The organism is Polymorphobacter megasporae (assembly GCF_018982885.2).
Classification (GTDB): domain Bacteria; phylum Pseudomonadota; class Alphaproteobacteria; order Sphingomonadales; family Sphingomonadaceae; genus Polymorphobacter_B; species Polymorphobacter_B megasporae.
The window spans coordinates 917,275-938,510 of sequence record NZ_CP081848.1 but is presented as its reverse complement, the minus strand read 5'-3'; the positions used below and the strand labels follow the sequence as shown (position 1 = coordinate 938,510).

General features: G+C 64.9%; 20 protein-coding genes, 1 tRNA gene and 1 pseudogene. 11 read left to right on the top strand and 11 right to left on the bottom strand.

Annotated features, from left to right (window positions below; all coding sequences use genetic code 11):
• Window positions 1-116: 116 nt before the first annotated feature.
• Complete coding sequence (locus KTC28_RS04370) at window positions 117-1,007, bottom strand: AraC family transcriptional regulator (protein ID WP_216710320.1); 891 nt, start codon at window positions 1,005-1,007, stop codon at window positions 117-119.
• A gap of 238 nt (window positions 1,008-1,245) precedes the next feature.
• On the opposite strand from KTC28_RS04370, the gene KTC28_RS04365 reads away from it, so the two are divergent.
• Window positions 1,246-1,779 (top strand): gluconate 2-dehydrogenase subunit 3 family protein, encoded by a 534-nt coding sequence (locus KTC28_RS04365; RefSeq protein WP_216710319.1) that lies wholly within the window; start codon window positions 1,246-1,248, stop codon window positions 1,777-1,779.
• On the top strand, window positions 1,776-3,317 hold the full coding sequence (locus tag KTC28_RS04360) for a GMC family oxidoreductase (RefSeq protein ID WP_226896135.1): 1,542 nt from the start codon (window positions 1,776-1,778) through the stop codon (window positions 3,315-3,317). Before KTC28_RS04365 ends, KTC28_RS04360 begins: the two co-directional genes overlap by 4 nt.
• A 243-nt stretch (window positions 3,318-3,560) precedes the next feature.
• Here the strand turns inward: KTC28_RS04360 and KTC28_RS04355 are convergent, their stop codons facing one another.
• Window positions 3,561-3,959 carry a RidA family protein gene (locus tag KTC28_RS04355; protein ID WP_216710318.1) on the bottom strand — a complete coding sequence of 133 codons (399 nt, stop codon included), beginning with the start codon at window positions 3,957-3,959 and terminating at the stop codon, window positions 3,561-3,563.
• Between the two features lie 168 nt (window positions 3,960-4,127).
• Here KTC28_RS04355 and KTC28_RS04350 point away from each other — a divergent pair, with 168 nt between their 5' ends.
• The 7 genes and pseudogenes from KTC28_RS04350 to KTC28_RS04325 all read left to right on the top strand — a co-directional run bounded on the left by KTC28_RS04350 (window position 4,128) and on the right by KTC28_RS04325 (window position 11,492).
• Window positions 4,128-4,709: a TetR/AcrR family transcriptional regulator gene (locus tag KTC28_RS04350; protein ID WP_226896136.1), complete on the top strand. Its 582-nt coding sequence runs from the start codon at window positions 4,128-4,130 to the stop codon at window positions 4,707-4,709.
• 540 nt (window positions 4,710-5,249) lie between these two features.
• Entirely contained in the window at window positions 5,250-5,453 is a 204-nt protein-coding gene (locus KTC28_RS04345; protein ID WP_216710317.1) for a hypothetical protein, read from the top strand.
• Window positions 5,454-5,629: 176 nt separating this feature from the next.
• A complete protein-coding gene (locus KTC28_RS04340) occupies window positions 5,630-5,911 on the top strand; it encodes a DUF427 domain-containing protein (protein WP_216710316.1) in 282 nt (93 codons plus the stop codon).
• Window positions 5,912-6,216: 305 nt separating this feature from the next.
• Window positions 6,217-7,077, top strand: coding sequence for an alpha/beta fold hydrolase (locus KTC28_RS04335; protein ID WP_216710315.1), 861 nt, complete (start codon window positions 6,217-6,219; stop codon window positions 7,075-7,077).
• A gap of 489 nt (window positions 7,078-7,566) precedes the next feature.
• Window positions 7,567-7,824, top strand: a pseudogene (locus tag KTC28_RS23450) (Y-family DNA polymerase); the annotation flags it as partial.
• Between the two features lie 51 nt (window positions 7,825-7,875).
• On the top strand, window positions 7,876-10,407 hold the full coding sequence (locus tag KTC28_RS23255) for a S8 family serine peptidase (RefSeq protein WP_439650121.1): 2,532 nt from the start codon (window positions 7,876-7,878) through the stop codon (window positions 10,405-10,407).
• Between the two features lie 71 nt (window positions 10,408-10,478).
• The gene (locus tag KTC28_RS04325) at window positions 10,479-11,492 is read left to right on the top strand and encodes a ComEC/Rec2 family competence protein (protein WP_219775988.1); all 1,014 of its coding nucleotides are present in this window, start codon (window positions 10,479-10,481) and stop codon (window positions 11,490-11,492) included.
• Between the two features lie 120 nt (window positions 11,493-11,612).
• On the opposite strand, the gene dcd is transcribed toward KTC28_RS04325, so the two are convergent.
• The 8 genes from dcd to KTC28_RS04285 form a co-directional block, all read right to left on the bottom strand.
• Window positions 11,613-12,293 carry a dCTP deaminase gene (gene dcd / locus KTC28_RS04320; protein WP_216710312.1) on the bottom strand — a complete coding sequence of 227 codons (681 nt, stop codon included), beginning with the start codon at window positions 12,291-12,293 and terminating at the stop codon, window positions 11,613-11,615.
• Window positions 12,286-13,518 carry a hypothetical protein gene (locus KTC28_RS04315; RefSeq protein WP_216710311.1) on the bottom strand — a complete coding sequence of 411 codons (1,233 nt, stop codon included), beginning with the start codon at window positions 13,516-13,518 and terminating at the stop codon, window positions 12,286-12,288. The genes dcd and KTC28_RS04315 overlap by 8 nt, the downstream gene beginning before the upstream one ends.
• Window positions 13,475-13,921, bottom strand: coding sequence for a hypothetical protein (locus KTC28_RS04310; protein WP_216710310.1), 447 nt, complete (start codon window positions 13,919-13,921; stop codon window positions 13,475-13,477). The genes KTC28_RS04315 and KTC28_RS04310 overlap by 44 nt, the downstream gene beginning before the upstream one ends.
• Window positions 13,922-14,977: 1,056 nt before the next feature.
• A tRNA-Phe gene (locus KTC28_RS04305) sits at window positions 14,978-15,052 on the bottom strand.
• 23 nt (window positions 15,053-15,075) lie between these two features.
• Complete coding sequence (gene yacG, locus KTC28_RS04300) at window positions 15,076-15,249, bottom strand: DNA gyrase inhibitor YacG (protein ID WP_216710309.1); 174 nt, start codon at window positions 15,247-15,249, stop codon at window positions 15,076-15,078.
• Entirely contained in the window at window positions 15,236-16,213 is a 978-nt protein-coding gene (locus KTC28_RS04295; protein ID WP_216710308.1) for a ribonuclease E/G, read from the bottom strand. Before KTC28_RS04295 ends, yacG begins: the two co-directional genes overlap by 14 nt.
• Window positions 16,206-16,784: a Maf family protein gene (locus KTC28_RS04290; protein WP_216710307.1), complete on the bottom strand. Its 579-nt coding sequence runs from the start codon at window positions 16,782-16,784 to the stop codon at window positions 16,206-16,208. The genes KTC28_RS04295 and KTC28_RS04290 overlap by 8 nt, the downstream gene beginning before the upstream one ends.
• Window positions 16,772-17,803: a DUF2332 domain-containing protein gene (locus tag KTC28_RS04285; RefSeq protein WP_223132284.1), complete on the bottom strand. Its 1,032-nt coding sequence runs from the start codon at window positions 17,801-17,803 to the stop codon at window positions 16,772-16,774. Before KTC28_RS04285 ends, KTC28_RS04290 begins: the two co-directional genes overlap by 13 nt.
• A 58-nt stretch (window positions 17,804-17,861) precedes the next feature.
• Between KTC28_RS04285 and hisG the strand changes: the two genes are divergently transcribed.
• Window positions 17,862-18,533: an ATP phosphoribosyltransferase gene (gene hisG / locus KTC28_RS04280; RefSeq protein ID WP_216710305.1), complete on the top strand. Its 672-nt coding sequence runs from the start codon at window positions 17,862-17,864 to the stop codon at window positions 18,531-18,533.
• A complete protein-coding gene (hisD, locus tag KTC28_RS04275; RefSeq protein ID WP_216710304.1) occupies window positions 18,517-19,806 on the top strand; it encodes a histidinol dehydrogenase in 1,290 nt (429 codons plus the stop codon). The genes hisG and hisD overlap by 17 nt, the downstream gene beginning before the upstream one ends.
• 64 nt (window positions 19,807-19,870) lie before the next feature.
• On the opposite strand, the gene KTC28_RS04270 is transcribed toward hisD, so the two are convergent.
• Complete coding sequence (locus KTC28_RS04270; protein WP_216710303.1) at window positions 19,871-21,091, bottom strand: MFS transporter; 1,221 nt, start codon at window positions 21,089-21,091, stop codon at window positions 19,871-19,873.
• Between the last annotated feature and the right edge of the window lie 145 nt (window positions 21,092-21,236).

The window sequence follows — 21,236 nt, the reverse complement described above, 5'->3', positions numbered from 1 at the left end:
TAGTTTCATTTGAGCGGTTCCTGTTATTCGCCCCGTCAACCTGTGTCCGGTCGCCGCGGTGCCAACGAACCGGAAGTAACCGCAGGACACGCGCGTTTCGCGCACGAAACGCACTGTCACCGGGCCAGTCGTCGATACTCCCGAGGCGAGATGCCATTGGCGTTCTTGAACATCCGACAGAACTGACCCGGTGTCCGAAAGCCCGATTGCCGCGCGATCTCGCCGATCACCAGACTTGCATCGCCCAAGAGGACCTTGCTGTGGGCGATCCGCTGTGCCGTCAGATAGGCATACGGCGCGGCACCGTTGGCCGCGGTGAAGGCGCGACTGAAATGGAAGCGGCTCAGCGCCGCGACGCCTGCAAGTTCGTCGATACCGATATCGGACGCGAAATTAACGTCGATGTAGTCGTACACCCGTCGGAGTCGGGCAGGTGTCAAGGACAACGGCGCCCCCGTCGCCGACAGTCGACCGGCACGGTCCTTCAATAGGGCTGCCATCAGCGTGGTGTAGAGCGTGTCGAGATACAGATCTGACGTCGGATCGGGCGTCGCGAGCTCAGCCAGCATCGTCACGAAGAGCGACCGGATCAGAGGATCGACGAACCCCAGTCTGTCCTCGATCCCCCAGCCGCCATCGCGTCCGAACGCCTCGATGCCGATTTGCCGGACGGCGCTCACCGGCAGATAGAGGTGCGCGAAGTCGACAGGCCCGGACGTCCGCCACTCGTACGCGGCGCCGGCCGGGATCAGCGACATCGCGCCATCCTCGGTGTCGACTTCACGCGCCCTTCCCTCGCCTCGTCTGACGATACGCTTACGACCGCCGAGATGGATGGTGAGATAGTGCTGATCGAAAGCCGGTTGCGAGATGTTTGGGTCGATGTCGCGCCAGCGGCGCAAGGTGGCACCGTCCCTACCGATGGTCGCCGCGAACGGGACCTGCGGTCCACCGAGGCTCGCCGCCCAGGCCGCTGGAGATGTACACTGGGCGAAGTCGGCGACCATGACGCTCACTTCGTCCACGATCGCAAAGAGGTTTCAACTCGCCTTTAAGGCGTGGAGTGCCGTAGCCGGGCTTATCGTGCGCTTTTCAGCGAGGTCTCGTGGAAGCCGGTCCCGACATCGTTCAAAACATGCAAAGTTCGCTGTTCACGTGTAGTCGGAGAAATCGATGGTAGAATCCCGCAGGCGGTATCCCGTCTACCCACCGGGCACATCCGCCAAGTTGCTGTCAGGGCCCTTGGTGACCCCACCGACGGCCGCTGCTCTCGGGCGGCGGACCGACCGCGTCACTCCTGATCAGACCGCGTTCGCCGACGTCGCTCCGATACTTGATGCGGTCGCGGCGCGCCTCATCCCACATGATGTGCCCGGGCTCGACCTCGGACACGAACTGCGTCGTCGGATGGTCGCCGGGACCGCAATCGGTTGGCGGCACGCGGACATGCCGGATGATGCGACGCTGTTCGAGCTTGGTCTGGCCGCGCTGAATGCCACCGCCCACAAAATCCTCGGCCGGGAATTCGCTGGGCTGGACGAGGAGCAGCAGGACGAGATCCTGCGCGCGATCCAGTTCAATCGCGTGTCCGGTCCCGAATGGGAGGGCATCAGGCCGGATCGCTTCTTCGACGAGCTTTTGGCGACACTTGTCGACATCTTCTACGCGCAACCCGGGGCGTTGGACGAGATCGGCTATGCCGGGTTCGCGGATGCACGAGGTTGGCAGGCCGTCGAGCTGGAAGCGCGCGCTGCTCATGAGCCGGAACGTCCCGCGTGATCCGCTACCGCACGAACGATGTCGTCGACGCGGTCGTGATCGGGACGGGGGCGGGCGGTGCGCCGCTCATGGCTCGGCTGGCCGCCGCGGGTCTGAGCGTGGTCGCGCTCGAGGCCGGACGGCAATGGGATCCGGCCGCCGACTTCGCCACGGACGAAACCGAGCAGAACAAGCTGTTCTGGATGGATGAGCGTCTCAGCGCCGGTGCCGACCCGATCCAGTTCGGCAAGAACAACAGTGGTATCGGTGTGGGTGGTTCGACCCTCCACTACACGGCCTACACACCTCGCCCTCAACCTGACGACTTCAAGCTGAACACCGAGTTCGGCGTCGGTGTGGACTGGCCGATCGGCTATCAGGACCTTGCCCGGTACTTCGACGAGATCGAGGCCTTCCTGGGCGTGTCGGGGCCAGCCAGCTATCCTTGGGGTCCGCCCAGAGACCAGCCCTATCCGCTGGCCCCGCTGCCGCTGAATGCAGCGGCACAGTTGATGGAGCGGGCCTGCGCTTCGCTTGGCATCCGGACGTCGCCGGCCGCGAACGCGGCCTTGTCCGGCTCTTACTATCAACCCGGGTACGGCTGGCGTCCGGCGTGCAGCAACCGCGGCTTCTGCCAGGCGGGCTGCTCGACCGGTGCCAAGGCGAGCATGGATGTGACCTACATTCCATTGGCGGTCATGCACGGCGCCGAGATCCGAGCGCTGAGCTTCGTCATCGGCATGGAACGCGATGCCGGCGGCGCCATCACAGGCGTCGTCTACCGCCACGAAGGGCAGGACCAGCGTCAGCGCTGCCGCCACGTCTTCCTCTGCGCCGGAGCGGTCGAAACGCCGAGACTGCTATTAATCAACGAACTTGCCAACTCGAGTGGCCAGGTCGGGCGCAACTTCATGGCGCATACCGGCATCCAGGTCTGGGGTCAGTTCGACGGAGCGACGCGTCCTTACAAGGGCATTCCCGGCGGGCTGATCTCCGAGGATACCCATCGCGCACCCGATGCGGACTTCGCAGGTGGCTATCTGCTTCAGTCGATCGGCGTCATGCCGCTCACCTACGCGGTCCAGGTCGCCAGAGGACGTGGCCTCTGGGGCGAAGACCTCAAGGAGCATATGCGAGGCTACAACCACGTCGCGGGCATCAACATCCTCGGCGACTGTCTACCCTACGATTGCAACGCGCTGACCCTGTCCGGGGAGCTCGATTCCCGTGGCTTGCCCAAACCCTTGATCACGTTCAGTGCAGGTGAGAACGAGCGGCGGATGACGGGACATGCCGAACGGTTGATGCGCGAAATCTGGAGCGAAGCGGGGGCTCATGACATTTGGGCGTTCGATCGATACGCGCATACCATCGGTACGGCGCGGATGGGCGACGATCCCGCAACGTCGGTGGTGGACGCCGATGGTCGTGCCCATGACGTCGCGAACCTGACCATCTGCGACAACTCGGTCTTTCCGAGCGCCCTGGCCGTCAACCCGGCTCTGACCATCATGGCGTTGTCGCTACGCACGGCGGACCGCTTTCTCGCTCGCCGATAAAGCGAACCCCGCTTGCCAGCGCCGAAGCCGGGTGCGGTCACCTCGGCTGGGACGCCTGCCTGCCGACCGGTTTCCGTGATCGGCGGCGCGGGCTGAAGGCACGCGAGCCAAGCCGGCGAGCGACGTCGCGGGGAAATCCACAGTACGGCAGGGTGCCGGTCCTCGGTTTGAATTCGCCGAGGTGCATCGATGTGGCGCAAGCCGCGGTCTTCCACGCCGTACGATCGGGCTTGAGTCTTGACGCTAGCGCCGCGTCGGAATCCGAGCGATCACCTTGATCTCGAAATCGAAACCGGCGAGCCAGTTGACGCCGATCGCGGTCCACGTCGGATAGGGGGGCTCCCGGAACACTTCGGCCTTCACGGCCATGATCGTCTCGAACTGTTTTTCCGGGTCGGTATGGAACGTCGTCACATCAACGATGTCGTCGAACCCGCATCCTCCGGCCGAGAGCGTGGCTTCCAGATTGGCGAATGCCAGTCGGACCTGGCCGGCGAAGTCGGGTTCAGGCGAGCCGTCATCATGGCTGCCGACCTGCCCGGAGACGAACAGGAGGTCGTCGGAGCGGATCGCCGCGGAATAGCCGTGCGCCTCGTAGAGGGCGTGTCGAGACGCCGGAAAGATCGCATCGCGTAGCTTCATGGGTTGAATCCTCTGTAACCGTTTCAAGGGCGGTCGAGCTTTTCGCCGACGACAAGCGTTTGCCTGGTGACCAACAATCTCATATACGGCATGTATGGCAATTAACGAATATACGCTGCGTATGTCAAATGCTTTTCGACCATCATGTGAGGTCGAGGCGCTGCGGCCTTGAGACGTCGCGTCGATACGGTGGAGGAGAACCGCGCCAAGCTGATTTCGGCCGCTCGCGGAGCGTTCGCCGAAAAGGGCTTCGCCGCGGCGTCGATGGATGACCTTACCGCGCAGGTGGGGCTTACGCGGGGCGCGCTCTACCACAACTTCGGTGGCAAGACGGGGCTGCTCGCCGCCGTCGTCGCGCAGGTGGACGACGAGATGGCTGAGCGCGCGCGGGCGGCAGGAGCGTTGGCGGGAACTGGCTGGGAAGCCCTCCTCGCGGAAGGCGAGGCCTACATCGAGATGGCACTGGACCCGGAAGTACAGCGCATCGTGCTTCTAGACGGCCCGGCGTTCCTTGGCGATCCCTCCCGCTGGCCGAGCCAAAATGCTTGCTTGGCAATGACCAAGCAGGCCGTCGCCAAGCTCATTTGCGAAGGTGTTATCCGCCGGGTCGACGCCGCGGCGGCCGCCCGCCTCCTTAGTGGCGCCGCCTTAAATGCAGCTCTGTGGGTCGCGGCGGATGACGAGCCGCGAATTGCTCTGCCAAAGGCGATAGAGGTCTTTCGGAGGTTGGCCGCCGGCCTACTGGCGTGACGGGCACAGCCACGACGAAAGCCCAAAACTCCTCCCAGCGGAGATGGGGCACCAACAAGCGCTGCTGGTCGGCCAGGTAAGATCCGTGATCTCGACCGCCGGCGATCCGGGAGCCGGGCTGACCGAGAGGATCGCAACCGTGCTGCCGGCACAGAGGGTTCGATTGCGGGCATCTGCGGCATCATCGCTGCCTGAGTGCACGACATCGCTGTGCCGCCGTCCCACCCGGTCGGCGCGGCAGGCGGACGGATGGCGGTCGGTCAAGGCATCTCGTTCGGCGTCTTGATGCCCGCCCACCCCGATCGAGCGTCGCCTTTGTCGGAGCGTCGAACTCGCTCGCCTGGCGAAGCCACTCTCGCTGAAGAAGAACCCTCGCTTTCACCGAGACCTGTAAAGTCGAACCTCGGCACCGCTATGCCCGCGCCGGTCAGAGCACGTGCAATCCGGACGGCGGCCGTCGAGTTCTTGTCGCAGGCGAAGCAGTGGGCAAACAGGGCGAAGGCCGTCGGTTGTCCCGCTGGCCGGTCGAGGCGAGCGGCGATGCGACGCCCAGCGGAGTTGACGAAGTCGAGCTATTCCGATGGCATCGGTTTCCTGACGACAATCGAGCGCTGGGGCGATGCGTCGGCCAAGCGGATGAACGAAGCGCACAGCCTGCTTGGGCAGACAGGGCCGCCGATGCGTCTGACGACAATTACGGCGTGCCTGCATCTTCGCTTGCGCTGGCGAAAAGATTACGCCTGAAGGGGGTGAGGCGCCATTCCCAATCTTTGGGCCGCCAGGGTGTAACCGGGAGCAGTACCGAAGCGAATTGGAAGTGCCTGGTCAGCGTATCAAGCCATGCGCTCCACCGGGCACCCGCTCGCCGGACGCAACGCTGAAGCCGACTGCGGCAGATCTGAGGGTACGCGGAGGTTCAAATGGTCAAAGCCATGTGGAACGGGCAAGTCGCCGCCGACGCCGAGGATACTATCGTCGTCGAGGGCAACCAACACTGCTCGAGAGCATCCGTGAGGGTCGAGCTGCTCAAGGAAAGCATGACGACGAGACAATGCCCTTGGAAAGGAACTGCCAGATATCTCAAAGTCGTCGTTCACGGCACCGAGAACAAAGACGCTGCGTGGTATTACCCCGAACCATTCCCGGCTGTTGCTGACATCAAGGATCGAGTTGCATTCTGGAAGGGTGTGCAGGTTGCATGAGCAGTTGGCTGGCGGAACCACCCGTCTTCGGCCCGCCGCCGCACCGCGTTCCCGTTGAGCTGCATACGGCGGGCGGGCGCGCTGGACATCGAGAACGCGAAGCATGGACCGCGGTGCGTGCGCCAGCAAGAGATAGAGAATTGAACATGAGAACCGCTCCCCGATTTTCCCTCTCCCGCCGCGCGTCCCTTGCCATACTCTCAATCGGGTTGGCGGCCGTGATCGCCCGCCCCGTCCGAGCCACAGCTTTCCCTCCGCGCTCAAACGGCCGAACTAAGGTCTTCGATGAAAAGGAACGAGATGCGATGACCGTGAGGTACAGGACCCAGAAGGTCGGGCAGGTGGATGTCTTTTACCGGGAAGCAGGGCCGACGGACGCCCCCGTCGTATTGCTGCTGCATGGCTATCCGACCACCAGCCACATGTTTCGCCATCTGATCCCTCAGCTCGCGGGCAGGTACCGTGTGATCGCCCCAGACCTCCCGGGTTTCGGGTTGACCCAGGCGCCGCCCCGAGGCGAGTACGACTACACCTTCGAGAACCTCACCCGGACGATCGAGTGCTTCACCGAGGCGCTCGAGCTGAAGCGCTATGCTCTTTACGTCTTCGATTATGGCGCCCCCACCGGCTTCCGGCTCGCGGCTGCACATCCCGAGCGCGTCACCGCCATCATAAGTCAGAACGGCAACGCCTATGCCGAGGGCCTGAGCAAGGCGTGGGGTCCGTACCAGACTTATTGGGAGAAGCCTTCGGCAGAGAGCCGCAACGCGGTCCGGGCGGCGCTGACACCAGACGCGATCCGCACGCAATACGTGACTGGGGCGGACGAAGCGCTCGTCTCGCCGGATGGCTACACTCTCGACATCGCCTACTTCAAACGACCGGGCACCGACGAAATCCAGCTGGACCTCATCTACGACTACCGCACCAACGTCGCACTATACGATGCGTGGCAGGTCTACTTCCGGACCTACAAGCCGCCGCTGCTTGCCGTGTGGGGAAGTAAGGACATCTTCTTCCTGCCCCCGGGCGCCGAAGCGTTCCGACGCGACATCCCGGACGCAGAGATCAGGTTCTTCGATACCGGGCATTTCGCCCTCGAAACTCACGGTCCGCAGATCGGCGAGGCGATGCTGGAATTCCTCGACCGGCGCCTTGCAACCTGACGTCTCTTAGAAGCGCCCAACCTGGTCTCCCGCACGAGGGAGACTGGGCCACAGTCGCAGCGAGGCACCCGGCGCAACGCCATCGCGCGCCTCGTGCGCCTGTTACCTGGTCTTCGACTGGGTTGCGGGCGTCTGGTCCGGTCTAGGTCGCGGTCGGATGATATCCGTCGCCACGCCGCACCAGCAGGTCGGGATCGCCGAGGAAATCGTCCACGGCGATCCTGCCACCGTGGATCAGCGCGGCACCTGGTGCCATCGCGTCCGCCGTCCGCGCTGCGCGTCTTCGCCGCAGAGACCGGCGAGCATGACGGTGCCGGGCGGTAGGCTCGAGACGACGTCGTGGTTCAATGCAAGTTCCCAGAACAACCGGACGAAGAGGCTGATCTCGGTACGGTCGGCGAAGTCGTCAAGCCCGCTACGATGACGATCTCCTCGCAGGCTGGGCGGTCGGCGATCTCGATGTCGGGGTTGATCGCGCGCATTAGCGCGATGACGACGCGCAAGATCATTCACATCAACATGGACGCTTTCTACGCGAGCGTCGAACAGCGTGATGACCTGTCGCTCGGTGGCAAGCCGGTCGCGATCGGGAGCGCCCAGGCGCGCGGCGTCGTCGCTGCTGTGAGCTACGAGGCGAGGGTCTTCGGCGTCCGCTCGGCGATGGCGTCCGTCATCGCGTTGCGCCGGTGTCCGACGCTGGTGTTTGTACCGCCGCGGTTCGACGTCTACCGGGCGGTTTCGGACCAGAAAGTCCGCAGTGCGGCTGATCTTCGCCAGTGCAAGTTCGTCGTTAACGCCATGGCCGTCGATCCGGATGCCTGCCTTCAGAATCCGGGAAGATCGCAATGCGACCTGATGAACGTGATCGATCTTGAGAAGGCCGGCGTCCGTCACGCGAGTTCCGAATTATGGCTCGATTCGATCCGTAATCGTCACCGCTTTCACTGGACTTGTCGCCGCCTGTCGAGCAGATCATTCGAAATCTGCTGGGAGTCCGCCGCGGTGTACATGGTCAAGGTCTACACTTTGACGAAAGGCGACGACGCGCTCGTTTCCGAGGCCGTGGCTCGCGGCTTCCTGCGTAACGCTGAACGGCTGAGGGGATTCAGCCAAGGCACGGCTGACGACCATGGTGTTCTCGCCATCGTCGATCTGGGGTTGACCAGCATTTCGATCGAGCCGGTCGTCGCAGATCCCGCACTGGCGTTGGGGTCGATACGAGATGCCCTGCACGGCAAGGCCGCGGAGGTGCGTGCGCCGCCGGGAGTTCAGATGTTCGCAAAGCCGGCCGGTCCCGCGTTCTTCGGGGCGCCGGTTGGACCGACGTTCGAGGTGGAGCGCTCCGACGGTCGACGCAACTACTTGATCGGCCGCGTGACGGGATCGATCACGCCGGACAGGAAGCGCAGGCTTTTGGATGCGGGTGTCCGGATTGTGGAAAGGATCGACTCGGAGGAATACGTCCTCAAGGCGGAGTCGGCTGCGCGGCTTAGGGCGCTCGATTTCGTCTCGGATGTCCGCACCTACGGCATCGACGACAAGATCGTCGATTCCGATGCGGCTACGACGTTGCCGAACGCCCTCCAAGAGTTCGAGGCGGTTCTTCACGTCGACGCGGACGAGCGCGCGGTCGTGCGGGAGATCACCGAGTTGGGCGGCCACGTAATTTCGAGCGATGCCGGCAGCGTCAGGTTCGCCGGTGCTGGCGAGGATCTGCGGCGCGTCGCCGACATACCCGACGTGTCGCGGCTTCAAAGGTCCGCTCCGCCGAAACTGATGAACGATTCGGCGGGTTTGATCGTCGGGCTGCGAACGCCGGGACGAACAGACGTCGCGACGACACTCGACGGTTCCGGGCAAATAGTAGGCATCGCCGATACGGGCATAGACGACGCTCATCCGGATTTCGCCGGGCGAATCGTAGGCATAGAGGCACTCGGACGGCCTGGTGATCACGGCGATCCCAACGGACACGGCACGCACGTCGCCGGGACGATCGCCGGCTCCGGCATCGCCTCGGGGGGGGTGCTCCGGGGTGCGGCGCCGGGAGCGTCGATCTACTTCCAGTCGCTTCTGGATGCCAATGGACGTCTTGGGGGTTTACCGAAAGAGATCGGCTCCCTGTTTCAGAGCGCCTACGACGCCGGTGTCCGTATCCACAACAACAGTTGGGGAGCTTTTCTCGAATCGAGGTACGGGGCGAACGCCGTCCGGGTCGACAAGTTCGTGCACGACCATCCTGACTTTCTGGCGGTGATCGCGGCCGGAAACAGTGGAAGTTGCCATGTCGGTCCGTCCGCGCAGCGCAACTCCGCTCGCGGCTTCGTCGAATATCCTTCGATCGCCACGCCGGCGTCTGCGAAGAACGCTCTAACGGTGGGAGCCAGTCGCAGCGACAGGAGCAGCGGGGGCTATTCGCGCATGACGTGGCGGAGCATGTGGTCGATCCAGTTTCCCGACGATCCGATCGCCACGGAAACGGTGTCTGGCAACGCGTCGGCAATCGCGGGCTTCAGCAGTCGCGGGCCCGTCGACAACGACGTGTTGAAACCGGACCTCGTCGCCCCCGGTACCGATATCGCCTCCACCAGATCCGCGTCGGCGCCGCTGCGGAACTTCTGGGGCGCCTACCCGCACAATCCGCATTACGCCTTCATGGGAGGAACAAGCATGGCGGCGCCCCTCGTCGCGGGTGCGGCAGCGCTGGTCCGCCAGTACTTCACGATGCGACGTCGGCACATCCCGTCGGCCGCGCTGCTCAGAGCGACGCTCGTCAACGGCACCGAGCGTCTGACGCATGTCGACGCAGTGGCCGCGCCAGTCGGCGAGCCTAACTACCATCAGGGGTTCGGCCGGCTCGACATGCGACGGACGCTGCCTGACGACGAACGAAGCTCGATGTGTCTGGTTTTTATCGACACCCTGCGTCAACCCGAATTAGACTTCCAAGAGTCGGGTGAGATGCGTCAGTGGACACTGCGCACGTCCGATCCTGGCGAGCTTCGCCTCTGCCTCGTTTGGACAGATCCTCCTGCGAACGGCGTGCAGAACTCACTTCTTCTAGTGGTCGACGAGGTTGGGACACCGCGTAAGTGGAGTTCGAACCAGGACATTCCGCAGACACATTGTCTGCCGACTGCGCTCGCCGGCCTCGGACCATTCGTATCACGCGACGCCAGAAACAACGTGCAGTCCGTCCGCGTGACCGACATGGTCACTGGCACATACATTATCTCCGTCGTGGCATCGAACATCCTCTTCCCTCCGCAGTCGTTCGCCCTCGTCGCCACGGGCTCGATCATGGATTTCACGAGCAATGCCGCTAAGTGAGGCTTCATGCGATCAGGGCGGAGGAAGGCGACTGCCTTCTTCTCGAGTCGGGGGGCGACCGTCCTTGCCGCATGCTGATCGACGGGGGTCCGGCCGGGACGTGGAATGCCGTCGCCGGACCGTACATCCGATCTGTGATCGGTCCCGGCGGGACGCTCGACGTCGTCCTCGTCAGCCATATCGACGCTGATCACATTGTCGGCGTGCTCGACCTGCTCGCCGAGATCGAACGCGACAACGCCGACGGAGCGGATGCGCTGGTCGTTCGCGACCTGTGGCACAATTCGTTCGCCGATACCGTCGACACCCCGGAAGGGGCGGTCGGGAGAGGTCTGCAGGCGATCCTCGACGTTGCCGGATCGCAGCAGATGGAGATGAGGGGCACGGCCGACAGCTTCTTCGGCATCGCCGAAGGCGCCCGCCTGAGGCGCAGCGCCGCGCGTATCGGCGTACCGGTGAATGCCGCGTTCGCCGGTGGCGTCATCCGCCCGGACGGCTCGGCGCGCTTCGCCGTCGACCTGGCCGACGTCAGGCTGACCGTCGTCGGTCCGACCGCGGCCAACCTCGGTCAACTGCGGACCGCCTGGTTGAGATGGATCGCTGACCATGGCGACCGCATGGCCGATGCCGCTGCTCTGGCAAATGCCGACAGAAGTGTGCCCAACTTAAGCAGCGTCGTTCTTCTCGCAGAAGCCGATGGACGGCGCATGCTGCTGACGGGCGATGCCCGGGGCGATCACATCCTGCAGGGTCTCGAGGCCGCCGGTCTGCTGGTCGACGGTAGGATCGCTCTGGACCTGCTCAAGGTCCAGCATCACGGCAGCGACCGCAACGCGGACGCCGGATTTTTCGAGAGAGTGACCGCCGACGTCTACGTGATCTCGGCGAACGGCAAGCACGGCAATCCCGACCTCCAAACGCTCGTCTGGATAGTCGAGGCGGCGAAGGCTGCCGGGCGTCGTGTCACGATCATAGTGACGCATGACGCCCCTTCGCTCGCCGCGTTGCGGGGTTCGCACCCCGCGGCCGATTGGGGCTACATCCTGAAGACGGTGGACGGTCCCGCGCACGTCGTCGATCTCTGAGCAGATCCATCACGTTTTCCGTGGTCGATGCCAGCGTCTGCTCAATCAAACGATGAGGTGCGCCGTGGGGTCCGGATGCCTCTCCGTGAACAGACGTGGCACCTGACTAACGATGTCGGCTCATGCCGCTTCCACGTCCGGCGACGTTACCGCGATATCCGGCGCCGGTGTTGGTGGGCGATCCGCGCGGCTCGCTCTGAGCTTGTCGAACACCGGATCACGCGAAGGCAGCTTTATCGAGGGCTTGCGCTGTCCGGAGAAGTCACCGCCGCTGCTGCCGGAACCGGTCTTCGTCGAATGCAGGAATATCTGACAGATCGACATGCCGGGAGCGAGCGTCAGCGGAATTTCTCCGCAATTCGCCAGTTCCAGAGTGAGGCATCCGGTGAATTTGGGATGTATGCCGGCGGCCGTCTCTATGATGAGCCCGTGCCGACCCAGCGACGACTTGCCGGTGACGTAACCGGACAGGGTTGACGGAAGAGACAGCCATTCGAGCGTCACGCCGAGGACGAAGCGGCCGGGATGGAGGATGAACTCCTCGCCGAAGCGCACGAAGTGCTCTTTGGTGCCGATGCCGGACGTGTCGTTTCCGTCGTCATCGGGTCCGTCACGCCACAGCGGGAAATTCGGGGTTTGGTTCTGCTTGAAGCTCCTGAACCAGCGACCAAGTCTGAGATCCACCGACGTCGCCGACCGCGTGAACATCGCGTCGAGGTTGGGACGTGGAACGATGGCCAGACGGTCGTGGTTCGTCACCGGATGGTTGAGCCGCATGGCGATCTCGTCGGTGTTAAGCATCGCGGCTGACCTTGTCTCGGTATTCCGCCACTTCGACCGACTTCAGAATCAGGTCGTTGAGGATGCGCAGCTTCTCAGTATCGCTCTTCCCGGCCATTCCCTCAGGATTGGCGAGCCGGCGCCACCCCGCGATGATGATCTCGGCGAACGAGGCCTCGCCTTCGTGAGGCTCGTTCCGACGGAACGCTTCAAGGACATCTTTGACACGCTGCTCTCTGGGGAGGACGAGACCGCGCCGCTGCATTTCCTCGGACAGGAGGGTGCGCATCATTGGCACCACCTCGGCGACGGCTGCCGTCACGATCTCGTGCATGTCGGCTTCGCCTTTGGGCGGTTTCGGAGACATCCACCTTTCCGTGAAGTCGCGGTCGAGATGCATCGACCAATCGGTTGCCGCCTCTACAAGGAACCGCAGCCTGCTTAGATCGGATGGATAAGAAAGAGTGGTCATGTCCGCTCCGGGAGCGATGAAATAGTCGTATGCGTGGAGATATGCCGTTCCAAATAGGTGGAGTCCGAAGAAGTCGCAGAAGATCTCCTCGATCTGTTGAGCGGCATTGTATGAACATCGTTCGGCGACAGATCGCCGACCGAGGTCATCGAGTTTCATCTGTTCGAGCAAGCGTTTTTCCACACTGGGACGCGCCAAGAGCTGAGCGTCGACTGCTGGCCCGATGGCTTTCGCTGATTCATCTCTTATCACAGAATACCGCCGCCAGGCCGTGTGGCCGATCTCGTGTCCGGCAAGGGGCGAGACGAGGGCGTTCCCCGATTCCGAGGCGGGCGTACCGATGATTACGAATGTAGGTAGGATGTCGAAGTTCATCGGCCAGGTGAACGGCGTGTACTGCCATTCCGATGAGACCAGCACGCGCACGTCGTCTCCGATCGTCCTCCGCACCATCTCACCAAGGGCGTAGTGCAGTTCGAAGGGGTTCCGGACGTTCGTGGATCGAAGGATCAGTCCGAGGATGACGATCGACTTGCCGACCTGGACGATGGCGTTTGCGCACAAGTCGTCGACCAGATCGGGTCTGAGAGCAGCCAACTCCTCTCCCAATCTCGCTCGGATTTTTACGAAATGTGCGTCGAGATAACCGAGCGCCTCCTTGCCGTCCTCGTGTGGGAAGCTGGAGTTGCGCAGCTGTACGATCTGCTCCGCGAATGCGTCTACGCGACGTCTAGCCGAAGCTAGCCGGTGCCGCGATTGTTCCAGATCGTCCAAATCTCGCCTCCGCAGCTGGTCGACCCACGAACTCGGAATGGAGTTTAAGGCAGAAATCGACGACCTTGTCCGAATCATCTCCCCGGCCATGCTGATCCGCCAAGCGGTTTAGCCCGTCGACGGCCCAGTCCAGTAGACGATCGATGGCACCGTCGTCGCCGGAGCCGGCGGTCTCACTGCTGGACACCCGGTTGAATGATTCGAAGTAGCCCGGCCGCATCGCCGCTGCCGCGTTCGCAGATGACGGGAACGACGTTTGGCGCAAGGCCTGCGCGAGGTCCTGGAGCGGCAACGGGCTGAACTTCATGCAGTTCTTGGCCAGCTCGAGTTCCAGAGCGGATCGAAGCGCGAGATCGCCGATCACGAACTTGGAGAGAAGAGGAGCTTCGGTCGTCTGCTGCATCGCGTCACCCCTACCTGACATTTTCAATCCTACACCGTTTTATTTCGCGACTCAACGTGAGTCGTTTGAAGCGTCTCTCCGGCCAGCCAGCGTCGGTCCAACTCGAGACGCACGACAACGCCGCAGAAGCGCGATGTAGTCAACCCGCTCCGCTTCACGATTTCCACGATCCGTGCGGCGACATCGTCGGACGTCGTGTGCGCGGTAATCTTGGCGCCGTGCGCCGCGACGTTGTATCGGGGGTCTGCGAGAAGTCCCGGTTCGCCGGCGACTCTATGGCCGCGTAGAAGAAGCACGACGAGCAGCGAAGATGCGTCAAGGCCGACCGTCTGGGCGTAGGCTGCGAAAGCGGCCTTGTCCGTCTTGGATAGATGAGCCGTTGCCTGAAACCGTCTTCCACGGGACACGGCACCCGACCGCTGTTGTAGAATGCCGACCATATCCCTTAGTCGCCTAGGCTCGCCAAGGCCCATCGGAAGACGAGCAAGTCTTGATTTTGCTCCGTAATGTTCGACCGTCCTGCGCCTTCGATCGCTCGTTGAAGCCTTCGGCCCGGCGAATGTCGCACATCCGCGTGATGCTTCAACGGTTCTCGCAGCTGACGATCATCTTCCACCAGATTGCACCCTGCTGCGGACTGTGCTGGGTATGGTTCTGCGAGGGCAATTGCACGCCTTTGTTCGACGCTATCTCGTCACCGCAACCCTGGCACTCGTAGATGCCGTTGTCGGGCGGCGTCTCCCCGGGCTTCTACAGCTTGTCGAAGTTGGCGTGGTTGTTTGTCGATAGTTTGCCGGAGTCCTTGTACCAGGCCATGGACATTCCTCGAAGATGGTTGGATCGGACCTTAGCTTGTCCCAGCCCTTAATATCTGTCGAGCGGAATGACGCGTTGCGGATGGACCGGCTGAAGGGCCGGAGGCGCCATCGACCGAGCGACGAGGCTCGCATCGCCCGGCACTGACCACCGCGGCCTTGTTGGTCTGCTACCGTAATGGTGGCTGATACGATCGTTAGCGTGGCTGGGGACGCGCTCTAAGTTGCGCGAACAACTGCGTGGTGCCCGGGGGCGGATTTGAACCACCGACACGGGGATTTTCAATCCCCTGCTCTACCCCTGAGCTACCCGGGCGCTTCGCCAAGCGAGCGGCGGATTTAGTCGTGCTCGCGGTCGTTGTCCAGCGCTTCCCCCGGAATTGCGTGGCGCTCGTCGAGCCAGTCGAGCAAGTCGCGGTCCTTGCACCCCGCCGAACAGAACGGCGTGACCGCGGCAACTTGCGGCTTGCCGCAACGGACGCAGGCAGGCGGAGCGGGATCAGGGCGCGACATGCCCCGACGTAGTTGGCGACGGGTCGACCCGCAAGGCAACGGTGCCGCCGACACGGCGAGCGAGTTCGGCGACGAGCTCGGGCCGGGCGTCGAGCCATGCGATGACCGGCGCAGCGGCGACCAGCGTGCAGCGCCCGGCAGCACCACGTTCGGCCTGGCGGAGCAGCCGCAGCGCCGCCGTCGCGTGCGGGTCGACGCGCAACACCTCGACCAACGACGCACGCAGGCGCGGCCGGACGATCTGGGCGAAACCGAACCCGTTGACCGCGGTCCGCTCGAACGGCTGCGGCAACGCGACATCGAGCCGCGCGCCGATCGCGGTCCGCGCCGCCTTGTCGGCCACCGTCGGGAAGTCGATGCCGATCGATCCGGTCAAGTCGAATCGCCGAATCGCGGCGCTGGCGGCATCGGCGGCGGCGAGGGCGAGTTCGACCGGGGGCAATGCGCCGTCGACGTCGATCACCGTCATCGCCGGGGTCGGGCTGATTGTCAGCGATCCGCCGGAGAAGAGCACATGCCCGGTCAGCGCCGCCTCGACGACCTCGCTCCACCCGACCGCCTCGAACAGGTCAGGGCCGTGTCGGCTGGCCTCGCGCACCGCCACTCCGCTGCTGCGCAACCGGTCGGCAAGCACTGGCCCCGAGCCGACCGGGGCGGTGGTCGCAATCACCTTCGCCAACCGGAGTCGCCCTGCCTCAGCGAGCGCCTCGCGCACGACCTCGACGCGCAGCGTCATGCCCTCAGTCAACGCGCGCGGTAGTGGCTCAAGCAATGCTTCGACCCCGCCGACACCGACGATGCCGCGCACGCCGGGAGCGAGGATCGTCGTCAGCCGGACCTCACGGACATCGCCCGCACGCCAGCCGCCGTCGCGTTCGATATAGGCCTCGGCAATGCCGCTATCGGCGCCGAGCACGATCGCGCGGGTCTCGCCGATGCCGAATTCGATCAGCGCGTTAGACATTCACCGCAATCCCGGTAGCGGTGAGCAAGGCGCGCGTTTCGTAGAGCGGTAGCCCGACCACCCCCGACCACGACCCCGTGAAGGCGCGAACGAGTGCGGCGGCGCTGCCCTGGATCGCATAGCCGCCCGCCTTGCCACGCCACTCGCCGCCGTCGATGTAAGCATCGATCTCGCGCTGGGTCAGTCGTTTGAAGGTCACCTCCGATGACGCGGAGCGGCTTCTCACGGCTCGGGCAGTGTCGAAGACGGTGACGGCGGTAATCACCCGGTGGCGGCGTCCCGAGATCAGGCCGAGGCACATCCGCGCTTCGGCTTCGGTTTCCGCCTTAGGCAGGATGCGCCGCCCGACTGCGACAACGGTGTCGGCGGCGAGGATCACTGCGCCGGGGTGCCGCGCGGCCACCGCAGCCGCCTTCGCCGCCGCCAAGCGTGCCGCATGCGGGGCCGGAAGCTCGCGCTTCAACGGAGTCTCGTCGAGATCGGCGGCATCGACCGCATCGGGGGCGATGCCGATCTGCGCGAGGAGTGCCAAGCGGCGCGGGCTCGCTGAGGCGAGGATCAACCGAGCCATTCGACCGTCGCACCGTGGGGGTGACCGTACGCGAGCAAGCGGTCCTCGCCGCCGGGCCACATCGTCAGCCGCAGCGTCGGGCGCGGTGCATTGGCCTGCTCGAACTCGCAGCGCAGCCATGCGAGCGGATTGGCAGCGGTCGTGGTTGCCGCGAGCTTCGTCAGATGCGCGGCGATCCGTGCCTGGGTATCATGCGGAAAATATTGCCACGCGATGCTGTGGTAAACGACCGTTGCCGTGCCGGGGCGCAGCGCGACGTGCTGCTCGACCCACGGCGCGGCGTCGCCTACATTGAGCGGGGCCGGGTCATTGGCGAAGGCCGCCATCGCCGCACTCAGCCGCTCGATCCGCGCGGTCTGGTCGGGCCACACATAAGCGAGCAGCCGCGCCCGGCCCGCTTGGTCGCGAACATCGACCGGCGCGAGATCGACGCCGCAGCGCTCGATGATAATAACCGGAGCCAACGGCGGCGGCGGCCCCTGCCAAGCGGGCGCGAGCGTCAGCGGGGCGTCGTCCGGCCCGCTGATCTGGCCGGCAAAATCATAACGATAGCCGTCCATCCGCAGGTTGAGCCCCGCGCTTGCGCCGAGTTCGAACAATCGCAGCGGCAGCCGGGTCTCGGCGGCGATGACCATCATGCCGGGCATCAGCATCCCCGAGCGAGCGACCTCGTTGGTCTGCGGGGCGGAGTCGAGCCACGGCAGCAGGCGCGGGTCGGCGAGCGTCGCGCCCAACCCCGTCGCAAGCATTGCCGGATCGGGCAGCGGGTTCGGCGGATACAGTGCCGCGAGCGCCGGGGCCTCGCCGCCACGTACCATCGCGTTGAGCCCGCCGAGGAGGCGCAGCACGAGCGCGTCGGCGCGCGGATCGCCGCGCCAGCCGAGCACACGCCGCCCTGTCTCGGTCGACTCGTCGATGATCGTACCCAAAGTCTCGCACAGCTGCTCGGTGAACGGCGCATCGAGGCGGCGCGCCCAGTCGGCCTGGTCGGCGAAGGCTTGGCGGATCGCTGCGGTCATCGGGTTGCTGTGACAGCGCCGCGCTGGACGCGCAACGGTCGCCCCGGTATCGGGCGGCATGGCCGACGAACTGATCATCGCATTGCCAAAGGGGCGCATCCTCAAGGAAGCGCTCCCGGTGCTGGCGCGCGCCGGGATCATTCCCGAGGCGGCGTTCACCGACGAGGACAGTCGGGCGCTCAAATTCTCGACCAATCTCAAGGGCGTAGCGCTGATCCGGGTGCGTGCGTTCGACGTCGCCACCTTCGTCGCCTTTGGCGCGGCGCAGCTTGGAATTGCCGGCAACGACGTGCTGATGGAGTTCGATTTCTCCGAAATCTACGCGCCGGTCGACCTCGGCATCGGCAAATGCCGCCTGTCGGTCGCCGAACCCGCCGAGCAAGCCGCCGGCGACGATCCGCGGACATGGAGCCATGTCCGCGTTGCGACCAAATATCCCAACGTCACCCGCGCCCATTTCGCCCGGCGCGGAGTCCAGGCCGAGTGCGTAAAGTTGAATGGTGCCATGGAGTTGGCGCCGATGCTCGGGCTGTGCAGCCGGATCGTCGACCTCGTCTCGACCGGGCGGACGCTCGTCGAAAACGGGCTCGTCGAAGTAGAGACGATCGCACAGATATCGTCGCGGCTGATCGTCAATCGTGCCGCGTTCAAGACCCGCGCGGCGCAGGTCGTGCCGTGGGTCGAGCGCTTCCGCACCGCCGCTGAGGTCCCCCATGCCGTTGCGGCTTGACGCCTCCGCCGCGCGGTTCGCTCAGGATTTCAAGGCGTTGGTCGATGCGCGGCGCGAAAGCGATGCCGGCGTTTCGTCCGACGTCGCTGCGATCATCGCCGATGTCCGGGCAAGGGGCGACGCAGCCGTTGCCGAGCTGACGGCGAAGTTCGACCGGATCGACCTGACCGAAACCGGCGTCGAGGTCTCGCGTGAGGAGATCGCAGCGGCGCGGTCGAGCATCGCCCCCGACGTGCTGGCGGCGCTCGAACTCGCGGCGGAGCGCATCCGGGCGTTCCATGCGGCGCAGCGTCCGGGCGACCTCGATACGACCGATTCTGCTGGGATTCGATTGGGTTACAGATGGTCAGCGGTCGCTGCGGCGGGGCTGTATGTACCCGGCGGGCTGGCGAGCTACCCGTCGTCGGTGCTGATGAACGCGATCCCGGCCAAGGTCGCTGGAGTCGCGCGGGTGGTGATGGTCACCCCGACCCCCGGCGGGCGGCTCAATCCGTTGGTTTTGGCTGCCGCCGAGCTCGCCGGAGTCGATCAGATCTTCCGCATTGGCGGCGCGCAAGCGATCGCAACGCTCGCTTATGGTACTGAAAACATTGATAAAGTCGACAAGATCGTCGGCCCTGGCAACGCTTGGGTGGCGGAGGCTAAGCGGCAGGTTTTCGGGGTCGTCGGAATCGACATGGTGGCTGGGCCGTCGGAGGTTGTGGTCATCAGCGACAACAAATCGGACCCCGAATGGGTCGCTGCAGACCTGCTCGCCCAAGCCGAACACGATGCCGTCGCGCAGTCGATCCTGATCACCGATTCGGCGGCGTTCGGCGATGCGGTGGCGGCGGCGGTTGAGCGGCAACTGCTTGAGCTTGCGACACAATCTTCGGCGCGGGCGAGCTGGGAGGCGTATGGCACGATCATCGTCGTCCCCGATTTCGACACCGCGATCCCGCTGATCGATGCCCTTGCGGCGGAGCATCTGCAGATCATGCTCGACGACCCGGACGCGCTATTTCAACGGGTTAGCCATGCCGGATCGGTGTTCCTCGGACGGCATACCCCCGAGGCGGTCGGCGATTACGTCGCCGGGCCCAACCACGTTTTGCCGACGGGGCGAAGGGCGAGGTTTTCCAGTGGCTTGTCGGTCACCGACTTCATGAAGCGAACGACTTTCCTCGGCTGCGACGCCGCCGGACTCGCCGCGATCGGCCCCGCGGCGGTAACCTTGGCGACCGCCGAGGGCCTCCCCGCACACGCCAACTCGGTTCGTATCCGCCTCGGCTAGGCGCGCACCACCACGCGCACACCGTCCCGCACAGGCCCGCACACCGTAGGCACCCTTCAGGCGCTCATCTGGCCGACGCGAGCGCGACCGACTCCTCGGGTTCCGGCAGCGGCGGCACCCCCGAAAGCCGTGCGCCAATGCCCAAAGCCGCCACCCCGAGGACCCCGCAAAACCCCGCGACCCCGGGCCACCCGGCCGAGCTCCACGCGACCCCGCCCGCCGAGCCGAGGACGCTCGACCCGAGGTAGTAAAAGAATAGATACAGCGCCGCCGCCTGCGCCCGGTCGCCGCGTGCGCGCCGTCCGACCCAGCTCGACGCGATCGAATGCGCGCCGAAAAAGCCCGCGGTGACGACGGCGATCCCCAGGATCACGAGCGGCAGCGGTGTCGCGGCGGTCAGCGCGACTCCGGCGATCAGCGCGACGACGGGCATCCAGAATATTTTCCGCCGCCCGCGCCGCCCGGCAATGCCGCCGACCCATGCGGAACTGAACGACCCGACGATGTACAGCAGGAACACCGCGCCGACCGCGCTGTCGCCGAGCCCGTACGGGGCGGCGCGCAGGCGGAACCCAACATAATTATAGACGGTGACGAATACCCCCATCAGGACGAAGGCGGCGGCGTAGAGCCACGGTAGCGCGCCGTCGGCGAAGATCCGCCGGACCCCCGCAAGCCACAACGCGCGGCTCGGACGGCGCGCCACGAAGCCCGCCGAGCGCGGCACCAGCGCGCCGAAGGCGATCGCGGCGACGATCCCGGTCGCCCCCGTCGCGGCGATCGCGACGCGCCAGCCGAAATGCTCGGTGACCACCGCGACCCCCAGCCGCCCGGCCATCCCGCCGATCGCCGACCCGGCGATATACAGCCCCATCGCCGGGCCGATCGCGGCGGCGTCGACCTCGTCGGCGATATACGCCATCGCGACCGCGGGGATGCCGGCGAGCGCGACCCCGGTCAATAGCCGCATGACGAGGAGGAGGTGCCACCCCGGCACCGCCGCCGTCAGCGCGGTCAACACCGCCGCCGCCGCCAACGCCCCGATCATCACCGGCCGATGCCCGACCCGGTCGGCCACCACCGCAGCAAACAGGATCGCCACCGCCAGCGGCCCCGTCGCCAGCGACACCGCAAGGCTCGCCGCCGCCGGAGTGATGGCGAACTCGGCGGCGAAGCGCGGCAGGAGGGGCTGAGTGCAGTACAGCAGCGCAAAGGTCGCGAACCCGGCGACGAGCATCGCGGTGGCGAGGGCGCGGTAGGCGGGGGTGTGGCGGGCGATGGGCATGGGGGGTTCAAACCTATCGCAACGAAGGCTGATTTAGTGATCCGCCACGCGCTACTCTCGGTATGCAGACGAGAAGGTAGCGCATTAGCGGCCCGATGTGCATGGTGCAAACGTGGCAAGTATAAATCCTGAAGTCTTGATCTGG

What these genes read in the sequence shown, in the direction of transcription:
- KTC28_RS04370 (WP_216710320.1), bottom strand. Translation starts at nt 1,007, where the DNA reads ATGGTCGCCGACTTCGCCCAGTGTACATCTCCAGCGGCCTGGGCGGCG.
- KTC28_RS04355 (WP_216710318.1), bottom strand. Translation starts at nt 3,959, where the DNA reads ATGAAGCTACGCGATGCGATCTTTCCGGCGTCTCGACACGCCCTCTAC.
- KTC28_RS04345 (WP_216710317.1), top strand. Translation starts at nt 5,250, where the DNA reads ATGCGACGCCCAGCGGAGTTGACGAAGTCGAGCTATTCCGATGGCATC.
- KTC28_RS04340 (WP_216710316.1), top strand. Translation starts at nt 5,630, where the DNA reads ATGGTCAAAGCCATGTGGAACGGGCAAGTCGCCGCCGACGCCGAGGAT.
- KTC28_RS04335 (WP_216710315.1), top strand. Translation starts at nt 6,217, where the DNA reads ATGACCGTGAGGTACAGGACCCAGAAGGTCGGGCAGGTGGATGTCTTT.
- KTC28_RS23255 (WP_439650121.1), top strand. Translation starts at nt 7,876, where the DNA reads ATGGCCGTCGATCCGGATGCCTGCCTTCAGAATCCGGGAAGATCGCAA.
- KTC28_RS04325 (WP_219775988.1), top strand. Translation starts at nt 10,479, where the DNA reads ATGCTGATCGACGGGGGTCCGGCCGGGACGTGGAATGCCGTCGCCGGA.
- dcd (WP_216710312.1), bottom strand. Translation starts at nt 12,293, where the DNA reads ATGCTTAACACCGACGAGATCGCCATGCGGCTCAACCATCCGGTGACG.
- KTC28_RS04310 (WP_216710310.1), bottom strand. Translation starts at nt 13,921, where the DNA reads ATGCAGCAGACGACCGAAGCTCCTCTTCTCTCCAAGTTCGTGATCGGC.
- yacG (WP_216710309.1), bottom strand. Translation starts at nt 15,249, where the DNA reads ATGTCGCGCCCTGATCCCGCTCCGCCTGCCTGCGTCCGTTGCGGCAAG.
- KTC28_RS04295 (WP_216710308.1), bottom strand. Translation starts at nt 16,213, where the DNA reads ATGTCTAACGCGCTGATCGAATTCGGCATCGGCGAGACCCGCGCGATC.
- KTC28_RS04290 (WP_216710307.1), bottom strand. Translation starts at nt 16,784, where the DNA reads ATGGCTCGGTTGATCCTCGCCTCAGCGAGCCCGCGCCGCTTGGCACTC.
- KTC28_RS04285 (WP_223132284.1), bottom strand. Translation starts at nt 17,803, where the DNA reads ATGACCGCAGCGATCCGCCAAGCCTTCGCCGACCAGGCCGACTGGGCG.
- hisG (WP_216710305.1), top strand. Translation starts at nt 17,862, where the DNA reads ATGGCCGACGAACTGATCATCGCATTGCCAAAGGGGCGCATCCTCAAG.
- hisD (WP_216710304.1), top strand. Translation starts at nt 18,517, where the DNA reads ATGCCGTTGCGGCTTGACGCCTCCGCCGCGCGGTTCGCTCAGGATTTC.
- KTC28_RS04270 (WP_216710303.1), bottom strand. Translation starts at nt 21,091, where the DNA reads ATGCCCATCGCCCGCCACACCCCCGCCTACCGCGCCCTCGCCACCGCG.